Source organism: Paenibacillus ihumii (genome assembly GCF_001403875.1).
GTDB lineage: Bacteria > Bacillota > Bacilli > Paenibacillales > Paenibacillaceae > Fontibacillus > Fontibacillus ihumii.
In genome coordinates this window covers 774901-787358 of sequence record NZ_LN884299.1, presented here as the reverse complement: position 1 = coordinate 787358, position 12458 = coordinate 774901, and the positions used below count along the sequence as shown (strand labels likewise).

Here is a 12458-nt window from a genome sequence, read left to right as displayed (position 1 = left end):
TTTCATGAGAATATTCACCTTCGGCAGGCTATAGGGCCCATGAGTGATAGTTTATTGTCCGGTGTATTGAACTTCAAAAACGAAGTAGGTCTCTCCGAGCTTGAGCTTCGCCTGCAAGGTGAGGTTATTTTCAAGCTGCAGCTCGAGGTGTTTCCTTCAAAAATGGATTACAAGCGCGATTACGAGGTGATTTTGCGGGAGGTCAATGAACAGATCTATAATCTTTCCTTTGATTTTCTCCGCAGGACCTTTCATCTAACGGGGTTAAGGGAGACCAGGTATCAGAGTATTACTGAATTCTTTACGATATTACAGCAGGTTTTTCAACAGTTAATCCAGGGCGTGGATCGCATTAAAAACGCTCCTCATTCCAAAATGAGGCGAGAATCTCATGTCGTGGAATCATCGAGAGCAAAAAGGGTGGGGAAGGAGAATCTAGCGTTTTTACGCAAAAGGCCGGAGCTGTTTATCCAGGGACAACCCTACCCTACTCATGTGCTTGAAACAAGGCGATATGTGGATTTCGATACGGCTGAAAATCGATTCATTCGTTGGGCATTGCTACGCATTTCGTCAAAACTGAAGGAGCTTAGATCTCACGTAGCGAAGAAGGGCAACCCGGATCCTGTGCTGCTAAAGAGAATCGACGTAATGGGCTCGCAGCTACAGCGGCTGTTGAAGCAAGACTTTTTAGATGTAGGTGACATGAAGCAGGTTTCCTTAACCCTTGTGCTGCAAATGGCTCCAGGTTATCGGGAAGTGTATCGGATTTATCTCTTGCTGATGAAGGGCCTATCGATTCAAGGAGATTTGTTCCGTTTATCAATGAAGGACTTGGCACAGCTATATGAATATTGGTGCTTCCTGAAAATCCACCAATTAATCCAGCGTAAATATGAGCTGGTTAGTCAAGATTTGATTAAGGTGAATCGGAATGGGCTTTTTGTTACGCTGAAGCAAGGACATAAAGCTAAGATGGTCTATCGAAATCCGCGAAATGGCGAGGTGTTCACTCTCTACTACAATTCCCTGCCTAAGGGAGATAGTAGTTCTACCCTGGATCAAAGGCCTGATAATGTACTGACCTTGAAAAAGAACGATGCATCGATTGAGTACAAATATATTTTTGATGCGAAATATCGTCTGAATTCAGCTTATGAGGGAAGCCCATATTGGGTGAAGTACAAGCAGCCAGGCCCAGAGGAAGAGGATATTAACACGATGCACCGTTATCGGGATGCGATTGTTTACCAGGATCATCGTAACGGGGAGTACGAGCGGAGTATGTTTGGGGCGTACGTGCTGTTTCCGTATCCTGATGAAGCAAGATTTAAGGAGCACCCATTCTATAAAAGCATTCAGCTAGTCAACATTGGGGCTATCCCGTTGTTACCGAATGCCACAGGTCTTATGGAGCAGCTTCTTGATGAAATGATTCAAGACAGTCCAGAGAAGGCTTATGAACGTTCAACTCGGCCTCGCGGGACCAAGGAATACTATTTCAACAAGTTTGAGGGGAAGAATGTCCTTGTTGGCTCTTTGAGAGAGCCCTCCCAACTGGATGTGGCTTTGTCACAACGTTTTTATCATATGCCGCTTAAAAATATCGTCGATCACAAGCTCCTCACCCAAATCGAATATATTGCCATGTGCCAGTCCCGTAGAAAGTTTCAGGAGCCAGGAAACACGGGCATCCATTGGTTCGGCCTGATTCAGGATTGGAAGGTCGTTCGAAGAGGCGAGATTACAGAACGGCCTGCCCGGCCCGGCACAGAAGAAGAACTATATGTTAAATTCACCATTGAACAGTGGGAACGGCGGGACAAGCCTATTGCCTTAGGGGGACAGGGCATCTATACCTGTCTGTATACGAGCAAATACATGTTTGATCGTGCCAGTGAAATTGCTGAATTGAAGCTAGAGAATGACGAGGATCTGAGAAAATGGCGCGAAGCCCGAAGAGTCGGCAAGGTCAAAGTTGAGTTGGATCATACAGATGTGGATTTGGCGGGATCTGTGGTGGAGATTCGGGTGGAGGATTAGAGCTCCTATTTGCAGACAAACTCCTTTGTTCCAAAGTAGAGCTTAGGAGTTTGCCTTGTATTTATAATTATTAGATATATATTCGATTCAAATTAAGACCAGAGCAAATTAATTCGACTCAAACTTGCTTCTTTAGGGATCTTTTAGTTAGAAAACGATCATTAATTAAAAGTAGTCAATTACTTCTTAAATAGAAAAGACTTAAAAAAATCAAATTGAATATAACCATCTTGATATTTTGATAAATTTATTAATTTACAATTTAAAATTAGATATAAATAATTCTTTGCCTATATTGTTTTTCTTTTTTGAATGGATTGTATAAAACCATGATTCTTGGTTGTATATAAAATTGTCAGACTTGTATATTTCTCTTGTTGTTTCATTATCATCGATTGTTAAAAGGAATTTGTGAGGAGTTTCCTTCAATAATTTGGCAAGGTTTTCATGTTCGTATGGTTGCATTCCAACAGGGTAAAGTGAATTTCCCTTAAAATAATATGGTGGATCAATCATTAGAAATACATTTTCACCAGGAGCTAAAATTAAGGATGAAAAATCCATATTTGTAATTCTTGCTGTTTGTAATTTTAGTGAGCATGATAATATTCTTGCACAAAGCATTTCTGGGTTCCATCTACAATCAATTTGATATTTAGATTTTTGTTTAAGTCCTCCTATGGGATTAGCAGTATAAATCCCTGAATAATTTGTCCTATTGAAGAAAAGAAACTGAAAAGCCTGAGATATATTTTCTTCAGGTTCTGGGTTATTTCTGTATTGCTTCCACAACTCGACGGTAGGGTGAATTCTTCTTACCATATCACATAGTTGATCTGGGTATTCTTTTACCACATTAAAAAAATTATATACTCGTAAATCTTTATCATTTATCCAGCTTGAAACAGATGTAGGTCTATTCAAAAAAATCGAACCACCACCGAGAAAAGGCTCACGGTACTCCAAATGAGGGGTGTTAAGATATGGTTTGATCCGATTAATTACTTTGCTTTTGGAACCAGGAAATCTTAATGGTGATCTAGTATCATGTTTTAAACTCATTCCAGCACTCCAGTTTTATTGATATGATTGATTTTAACATAGTTAAAGAATATTGGCCACTTCTGTTGAATGTGGGAGGAAAATCTGGGATTTTGTAGAATTGATCATAATACATAATATTTTATTGGGGTGTTAAGATGATGGATGTAATATTGCGACTTATCGATAAAAAAGCACCAATTTCTTTCTTTCTTGGGGCGGGTTTTTCTTTAGGAAAAAAGAACCCCCAAACTCAGAAAAGAGAAGGACTAGGAACAGGAGAAGAGTTGGCTCAACACTTGATAAGTAAAAATAATTTATTAAAAAATACTGATTCTAAGAACTTAATGAATATATCAGATGAATATAGTTTTCATAATGATTCTGAATTTAGGGAAGAGTTGCAGAGGTATTTGGGTGAGGGAATTGTGCAGAACTCTCACAGACTTATGTCTGATGTTATTTATGATCTAGGAGAGCCGAAGGATTTGATACTGTCAGTAAATGTTGATGATTTATTAGAGCGGGCATTTCAAGAAAAACATAGAAAAATGTTAAGTGTGGCTAAAAGATCAGAAGATATTTATACAGGTGGAAACAAAGTTTATTTAAAGTTGCACGGTTGTGTTACAGAGATTGGAAAGGCAGTTTTTACTACCAAGGATTACCTTACAATTGAAGAAAATAATAGACTGTTTGATAAACTTAAAACCCTATTCGCTGAGAGATCAATCATATTTATTGGTTTCGGTATGGCTGATATTGATGTATTACGGATGTTGTATCGGGTTCGACCTCAAGATGGGTTTTCTAAACCCCATTACTGGGTTGTACCCAAGTCCAAAGATTGGTCAGTCGATAGAGAACGGTACTATTTGAGAGAATTTAATATTAATCATATTAATATGACTAGTGAAGATTTCTTACAATTGATATACGATCATCTAAAAAAAAAAGAGGCTAAAGAAATATTAATTAGTAATTTAAATACCGAGGGTTATAAAGCACCTATGACTGAAACAAAAATTCGAGCATTAATTGATATGGTTGATACGCTTTCACTTGATCTTCAAGGGAAGCTTTTTTTTCAATGTATAAAAATGGATAAGGGGAACTTGAGTAAGTTATTACATCAAAATCTAGGAAGTATTGAAAGCTCTCTTAAGTGTATTTTTGAAATGCTAGATCACAAGCCTGACTCCATTGTAGATATTAGCGCTGAAGATATACCAGTAAATGCTTACTCTTTAGATAATTTGAAAACTGTCTTAAAAAGTAAATGTCCTAATAATACACCATTTATTGCACATCTTTTATCTAAGTTGGACTTACAACAAGATGAGGAGCTTATATCATTTCTGTTTTCCAATTTATCAGCTGAACAAGTTAATCATAAGATCGCTTCATTGTTATTAAATAATGAAGTACCTGCCTTATTAGGATTAATGCAAAATAATAATAGTGAAGTATTAGAAAAACTGATTGCTTATAAAAGTGAGCGGTTTCCTTTCTCGCATGATATTCTTGAACTTTTAAAGTTAAGGGTGCGTCAAATTAACGGTGGGTTTTTCGATAGAATTACAGCTATTACTGATAAATATAAAGGAATAGCTGAGATTTTAAACAAACGTAATGATGATTTAAAAGAAAGAAGTAATTCTATTTGGGATCATACGTATTGTGATCATCTAAATTCATCAAACACTAAATTTAAAATACCCAAAAAATTCTCTTCCATTAGTTCAATTAATGCCAATGAAATAAATTCTAATAGAGTTTTGATTGGACAGGGTTTTATTTTATTTAATTCAGCATCAAAAGCAACGATTTATGAGCTCTCCCAAGAAAAACAATGTGATTTACCGGAAAATCAATTTATAACAATTTCAAAGGATAAAATAATTATCTGTAATGAGTCATTAGTTTATATTTTTGAGCCTGATGGATCATTGATACAGGCTGAGGTGTTGGATGATTCGGTAGCAGTATCACCCAAGACCTTCAATCATTCTGTGTACTTTATTGATGTTACTGGAAAGCTATATATATATGATTTAATGATGAACGAATTTGTTGTAAAAGAACAAATTGAGATCGGTATGGAGCATGTCGTAGATTTCATAATATATAGTGAACATTTAATTGTAGCAACCGAAAAAACAATAATAATTAAGGTTGTAGAGGAAGGGGTCAGAAGAATTAGCTTAGAATCAAGAATTGATACTTTAATTGGGGGCAGTAATGACTTTTATATTGCATCAAGTCAAGGTATTGGAAGATATGATTTTAATGCTACACTCCTTTCTAAATATAATTTTATAGCACCCCCCTCTACAAATATAGTATTTATCGACGAATGTAAAATTGCTTTTGGATATCAAAACCGTGTAATTACCATTGTATTAAAGGAATTTACTGCTGAACAATACAACGTTGTGGAACTCAGTTCAGAAATTCTTGATTTGATTGTCTGTGATGGTATTGTGACTGTTATTTGTGCTAACGGAGAAGTCATCAATATTGATGATGGACAGATAGCGAAAATTGAAATTGATCCTATTAATTATAAACAAGCAAGTTTGAGTGTGGGTTCTGGTGTTTTATGTATTGCATCGTTGGATAAACTGGTTGTTTGTAAAATAAGTGCATAGCGGGGTGAAACCGTTGAGTTACTCTTATGAAATATTTAAGTTGTTTAAAGAAGTAGCATTAGAAAGAGGACTGGATGAAATATTTGTAAATACGATTTTAAAAGATATAGATGTCATTAAAACTAAACCCTTCAATGACTTAAAGTTTAAACTAAAAGTTGACGGATTAAAATTTCCACTTGAATTTGATTCTGGCGGGGAAAGTAAATTATTTGAGCTTCGGGGGATAAACACTAGATACAAAACTACTTCGTTAATAGTGATAGGGATATTATTAGGGTGCGACTGGGGGAATCAAACGTTATTTTTAAGTAATTATAAGTTAGAAAGTCAGATTGAAGAAGTCAAAGCGTATTTTTTTAATAAAGAAATTAATATTGAAATGAGTATAGAAAGTGAAGCCGAAGAAATATCTCTTATAAAAAGTGAAAATTACATTCAAGTAATGCTGAATGGGAATGTTGAATTTAGAAGATTGCTTCAAAATTTTGAAATTGACATGCAAGAGTATCAGCAGTTTATGTCACGCCTTTTTAAAGTACAGTTTATTTCAAAAGGTAGAGATTTTGTAACACAAGTGCATCACGAAATCCTGGAAAACATAAAGGAAAGTTTTGATTACTTAATCATTAATTGCCGTAAAGTTTTGAGTGAATTTATGTCTAACAAATCTAGAAAGATATATTCTAAATCACTAAAAGAATTTGAAAATGAACTTGTACTCTTGCTTACATTTAAGAAGTTAATTTTGGATTTTAGAAATGGTAATCCTGATGTAGTTGATCTGAATGTTTTTGAATATTTTAATAATTTAAAGGACAATGAGGAGAAATTTAAACAGATAAATGAAAAAAAGAAAGAAATTATAACTAGAATTGAGAATTATAAATTAGAAAGGAATTTACTAATTGAAGATGGGGTAAGTGATAGTACAAATATTATTCAAGCCCCTTCAAATTGGAAAAATCCGGTAAGAAATGTGGATGAAATATTAGGATCATTAGAGAAACTAAAGGGTACTGATTTAGTTCCTCTGTATGTTGAACTTCAGGATTCATTTATAAAAATAAATAACTCTGATGATTTTAAAAAATTTATCCAATTACTCAGTGATGTTCAAACGAATGCAACTAATTATTATAACTTAAGAGAAAAGTATCATAGGTTATTCGAGTTAAACCGATTGTTGTCTGAAGAAGAGTTGGCACTTAAGAAAATAACAAGTGAATTAGAGAGACTTAAAGAAATAATATCAAAAACAAGTGAGCTTTCACTTTCTTCTAGTATAGATTTAAAAGTACTGCTGCCACGAATTAAGAGTATTCAAATGCTAATGCAAAAGTGTGGAATTGGAGAGTTAGGAGTTGTTTCTGAAATTATCGCTATGACGGAAAAGAAAGTTGAGGAAACGTCAAAAATTATAACAGAAATAAAGGCTGCAAATAGTCAAGATGATTACATTCCATATGAAATTCTAAACTCAATTTTATTTGAATTTAACTCAGTAAAAAGTTTGTTGGTTGAGAAAAGTGGAAATAAAACTAATTTTAATAGTTCTATTAAAGAGACTGCCGAAGAGTCATTTTTATACACACAGGTTGTAGAGTTGTTTAACAATCTTATGAAGGAACGCTGTAAGTATTATTATAAAGTTACAGATGAGAATGTAGAAAGCATTGAATTAAAATCATATGATTTCGAATCGCGTATGTTAACTACCCTTGATGGGGACGAAATCAGCGCTAGATATGGTCTAAGTGGTGGAATAGATTCTGCAATGACTGTTAGAAGCTTAGCATCTTCGCAGAACGACTCTTTATATGGAACAGTACTATTAGTAGATGAATGGGGAGATGTATCAGATACGTTAGCCGGCGAGGTTTACAAAACTTTATATGAAATAAATCAACTTAGTTTCGGTTTGTTTGTTGAAGTTTCTGAAGATGAACAAGCTAAGATACAATGTATAGATAGGTTGTGAGGAGATAATGATTATTAAGTTGCTTGAAGAGGTATTTGAAAATAGTAATCAACATATATTTAAGCTAGATTCTTTACCTTGGAAAGATGAAAAGAGCGTTTTCAAAAACATTAGTACATTCACAAAGAGGAGAATAAGCGTTAAAGGTGTAAGAAATCTTTTGAAAAAAGATAATCTGAATGATTCGTCATCATACTCTGAGTGTCTAGAGAACTATCTAATTACTGAGGTTACTAACAGTGAGACATATATGGTTATTACAGAGCTTGGTTTGCTTTATTTAAATACAATGTTATCCGATAATACTCTTGATCATTATGCAGCAATAAAAACCTCAAAGGAATTGTTCGCCAAATGTTCTGCAGAGGTTTTGAAACGCAAGTGTGAAAATGTATTTTCCATAGATATTAGTCCACAAGAGGCTGTATTATCATTGTTTCTATTACTAAATGGGGCAAATTCTTATTCTAGCGCGTTTCAACTTCATACGAATCATAAAGGGGAGTATCTTCATGGTAAAAGCATAATTAGCGAAATTAATTCATTATATATAGAACTCACTGGTGATGATCAGGAAAACTTAATAAAAGATGAGAAGGAGTTTAGGAATGTAATAGGTAGGAACGGTAAGAATGGTAGGCTTGCAAAGGCATTCCCAAGTTTATATCAAAGAGAAGAAGGGAAAATCTGGTTTCAACTTGATGATCGTAAGATGAATGAGAATTCACTTATTGTATTAAAGAATATGATAATGGAGATACTTCGAGTTCTTTCTAAAGATTTTATATTTGAAACTATATGTAATAATCTAGTTCAAGTTGTTGAGAAATATATGGTTAATAATCCTATAGAACCATATATTTTGAGAGATGTATTCTCGGGATTGAATAAGTTTAATCATCTAATAGATCTACATGTGGTTGCCAAAAACCTAATGTCAGAAACAGTAAATCCTGAAGAATAGTTATGGAGGAAGGTATTTTTTATTTTTATTCGAGTATTTTTGATTCTCTGCCGCTTTAAGCGGCGCCTTATTTGCAAGTACCCCTATAGCCTATACTCAGAAAAGCATTGAAGAAGTACCCATGGAAAACAAAGTGTTAATAACAGCCGGAAAAAAGCCGCCTCTCGAGGTGGTTTTCTCATTTGTTGCCAATTTTTTATTCCCTTCCCCTAACTAGTATTCCATTATTACGCATACCCGTACCACATTTCGTCCCTCCTTTTGCTATCCTATAAAAAAAGGAGGCCATCCCATGCAATCCCTTCTCGAATCCCTATACTACGGTCATCTCATTCCCGAAGAACAATTGGTTCCTAAAGATCCCCTGTACCGCAAGAAGGGTAGGGAACTGTCCGAGAAAATAGAGTCCTGGAAGAAAAAGCTGTCCAGCGACGAGTTTGCCGAGCTTGAGTTGCTGTTGGATTTACAGCAGCAAATTCAGAGTATGGAGATAACAGCGGCGTTCACCTATGGCTTCAAGCTGGGCGCAGTTATGATCATCGAAATCCATCTCGATCATGGGATGGGTCATATCGCCAAACAGGATGATGAGTAAATAGCAGCCCAACCCAGTCCAGCCCAGCCAAAGTTCCCTATAATGAATACTCTTCACCCTTAAGTCCCCAAAAAATTCCTTCCATGTTCTCTAACTCCCTTCTACGTCTACATTTATAATGTAGTCACACAGCAGCAAGGCTGACTTAAGCCACATTTGCTACTATCAGGGGGCTACAAGTGATGGGGTTCTCATAGCGGTCAACTCGCAGCTAGCTCGTTGCCCAGCATCTTTGCTGCCCACATTCACCGCTGTCCCAGCGACAGTCCAAAGAGATGGTTGTAAATTTCAATTTCTTCTTATATTTTCTTTACTAACAGGAATATCAAAAAGGAAGGTGAGCGCGGCTTGGGGAAGACTGAACTGAATATGAGCAAGGTGAACCATAACAAGGTGGGGCATAACAAGTTAATTCAGGCTGGGGGAAATAAGAACAAGATCAATTTACTGACCAAGCTATTGATTTCCTATTTGCTGGTGCTGCTGTTTCCAGTCATGATTATCGTGCTGTATTACTATCCGTATTCGGCGGAGGTGGTCAAAGAGAAGGAGATGGACTGGAACGCCCACATTACGGAGCAGTTCATGACGTCGATGGATACGTTCACGCGGTATGTGTACAATTTGCCGTTTGAGCTGGTGCAGAATCGGGAGTTCCGGCTGTATCAAGCCGAGGAGAGTGATTACCAGCGGGTACTGATAGCGAATGAGATGAAAAAGTACAACGCGACCGATGCTTTTATCTACAACACCCTGTTGTATGTGAGAAGCACCGGTTATTTGTTCTCCAAAACTGGAAGCGCATACAGTGTGCAGGATATGGGGAAGCCGGGGGTTGGCTTTTATTATGAGAGCTGGCCTCATAATGATCTGACCGAGACGCTGAACACGTTGGATTCTCCCGTGGTTCGGCCTGTAGAGGGGGTGCTGGTCCCCGGTCATAACCGGGTACGGATGCTGACCTTTCTGCAGCCACTTCCGGTGGGCGGTACGAGTTCGCCTGGCGTGGTGATGATCATGGTCCGGGAGGATACGATTCTCCGCATGATGCGGTCGGTATCGGAAGCGTATAAGGGGGACTTCTTTATTTTTGATGCGCAGGGACAACCGCTTGTTGCCTCTAACGAGGCGCTAGTTCAGAGCTCGGAGGATTTACCGCAGCTGGTAAGCCGTCTAGGCAAAGATAGCGGCTCATTCCGGGATACGTCCATTGGTACGTCCATTGGTACGTCCTCTGGCGCGTCCTCCGGCTCCTCCCTTGGCTCGACCCAGGGTTCGTTCTCCGGTATCCACCGGATCGACGGCGTGTCCTATCTCGTATCTTATACGGTTTCGGATAAGAACGGCTGGAAGTATGTCAGCCTGCTCCCGGTGTCGGAATCGCTCCAGGGGCTGCGTACGATTCAACTGAACACGATTCTGCTTGTTGGAGGCATTTTGCTACTTGAAGTGATTGTCATCTACGTCTCGATCCGCAAAAACTACCACCCAATTAAGCGTTTGGTCGAGTTCGCCGCAGGTTTGTTCGAGCCGGAGGAGCGTGGGCCGATGAACGAGATCGAGGCGATCCGCTATACGTTAAGCGGTCTATCTGCGGTCAACAGCCGGCTGGATGAAGAGGTGAAGGAGACGCTGCCAATCATGCGGGACAATATGCTGCTGGAGCTGGTCAACGGGCATTTCCTGAGCGGGGAGCAAGTGCAGCGGGAAGCGGAGAAGGTAGGAGTGAGTTTGGACGGAGCGCGCGTGACGGTGGCTGTCATCTCCTGTAATTCCGAGACAGAGGAGACGAATCTTGTGCTGCTTTATTGCAAAAACCGGGAGAGCCAGCTGCCTGAAGGGGTTCAGGGTTATTTTTTCAAAAGTAACTACCATCACGAGATCGTATTCGTCTGCTCCCATGGGGAGGACTTCTCCGTTCAAGCGTATTTAGCCCTGCTGCAGGAGGAGCTCCAGGTGCGGTCGGGCTGGAAGACGATCATCGGCATTGGCGAGCCAGGGGAGGCTGTAAGGACTGCCGGACATAGCCAACCAAAAGGAGCACGAAGGACTTCGGGACAGGATCAACCTGAACTAACTTGTACGTACATCCTCGACCCCAACTCGGCCCATGTCTCCTACTTGCAGGCGCTGCGTACGGTTGAGCAGCTGCGGCTGCGCTATACGAGTCCGATCCTGAGCTTTGCTGAGATCGAGATGTCACTGTCCGGTACGGTTTCTTATTTCGCGGAGCTGCTGCAGTCGTTGGAGCTGGCGATTTTGAAGAACGAAGCAACTCTGGTGGAGTCGCTGATTGAGCGGATCGTCTGCTATCTGAGCAGCGAAGGGCTGCCGCCGCATATGCTGCGGAGCGTGTATTTGAACACGGCTAGCGTGATTTTTAACGGGCTGCAGCGCTTCCGCCATGATGATCAGAGCCTGCTGCGCCTGACGGATGCGGCGTTCCAGCCCCGCTACACACTGGACCAGATGACGGGGATTCTGCAGGAGAGCGGCGCCAAGCTGTGCGAGATGATTCGCGAGACGCTGCCGAAGGGACGTACGGCTTCCCGCGAGGAGATTCTTGCCGTGATCGAAGACAAGGGGATGGACCCGAATTGCTCGCTGCAGCTGATGGCCGATCATTTTGGCATGTCGGTCTCGAATTTCAGTCATCATTTCAAGAAGGAGATGGGCCAGAACTTCAAGGAATACATCGATCGCCTCAGAATCCAGAGGTCGATTCAATTGCTGCGGGAGAGCGAGGAGACACTGGAGGGCATCGCTGCCCAGGTCGGGTACACGAACACCTCCAGCTTCATTCGCTCCTTCAAAAAAATCGTCGGCACCACGCCCGGCCAATACCGCACCACGCACAGAAGCTAAGCTCCGTTCCATCCGAAGTTGTCATGGCAAGATGCGGTAGGGTCGACAATCATCCAAGCATCCCGGCCCGCATCGTCCGCATAGAGAGCAGGGCGCACGATGCGGCTCCCCACCAACAGGGCTGTGGCCGTTAATGAATCTGCCTGCATACACCATCGCAAGAGGCACTTTTTGAACATCTACAATATTTGAAGACGCCCCCGGAACGGCCGGGAACCACCGTCTAGCCACACAATACATTAAGCGCTTTCAAAAAATGAAGACCCACACAAAAACTGCCCGTTTACGCGGCTTGGCATCTCCCATTACTGTCTAAGG

At 39.7% G+C, this 12458-nt stretch carries 8 protein-coding genes; 6 read left to right on the top strand and 2 right to left on the bottom strand.

The window, feature by feature from the left end; all coding sequences use genetic code 11:
- Positions 1–39: 39 nt before the first annotated feature.
- Positions 40–2043, top strand: coding sequence for a DUF2357 domain-containing protein (locus tag BN2762_RS11235; protein ID WP_316246792.1), 2004 nt, complete (start codon positions 40–42; stop codon positions 2041–2043).
- Positions 2044–2298: 255 nt separating this feature from the next.
- Here BN2762_RS11235 and BN2762_RS11230 read toward each other — a convergent pair whose 3' ends face one another.
- A complete protein-coding gene (locus BN2762_RS11230; protein WP_055107080.1) occupies positions 2299–3105 on the bottom strand; it encodes a DNA adenine methylase in 807 nt (268 codons plus the stop codon).
- A gap of 137 nt (positions 3106–3242) precedes the next feature.
- Between BN2762_RS11230 and BN2762_RS11225 the strand changes: the two genes are divergently transcribed.
- The 5 genes from BN2762_RS11225 to BN2762_RS11205 all read left to right on the top strand — a co-directional run bounded on the left by BN2762_RS11225 (position 3243) and on the right by BN2762_RS11205 (position 12140).
- Positions 3243–5735 (top strand): SIR2 family NAD-dependent protein deacylase, encoded by a 2493-nt coding sequence (locus BN2762_RS11225; RefSeq protein ID WP_055107079.1) that lies wholly within the window; start codon positions 3243–3245, stop codon positions 5733–5735.
- Between the two features lie 40 nt (positions 5736–5775).
- Positions 5776–7716, top strand: a complete 1941-nt coding sequence (locus tag BN2762_RS11220) for a hypothetical protein (RefSeq protein WP_222861064.1) — start codon at positions 5776–5778, stop codon at positions 7714–7716.
- A gap of 7 nt (positions 7717–7723) precedes the next feature.
- Positions 7724–8680 (top strand): hypothetical protein, encoded by a 957-nt coding sequence (locus tag BN2762_RS11215; protein ID WP_055107077.1) that lies wholly within the window; start codon positions 7724–7726, stop codon positions 8678–8680.
- Positions 8681–8972: 292 nt separating this feature from the next.
- Positions 8973–9275, top strand: coding sequence for a DUF6809 family protein (locus BN2762_RS11210; protein WP_055107076.1), 303 nt, complete (start codon positions 8973–8975; stop codon positions 9273–9275).
- A 369-nt stretch (positions 9276–9644) separates the two neighbouring features.
- Complete coding sequence (locus BN2762_RS11205; RefSeq protein ID WP_230202613.1) at positions 9645–12140, top strand: AraC family transcriptional regulator; 2496 nt, start codon at positions 9645–9647, stop codon at positions 12138–12140.
- Here BN2762_RS11205 and BN2762_RS27695 read toward each other — a convergent pair.
- Complete coding sequence (locus BN2762_RS27695; protein ID WP_222861063.1) at positions 12137–12289, bottom strand: hypothetical protein; 153 nt, start codon at positions 12287–12289, stop codon at positions 12137–12139. The genes BN2762_RS11205 and BN2762_RS27695 overlap by 4 nt on opposite strands.
- Positions 12290–12458 lie beyond the last annotated feature (169 nt).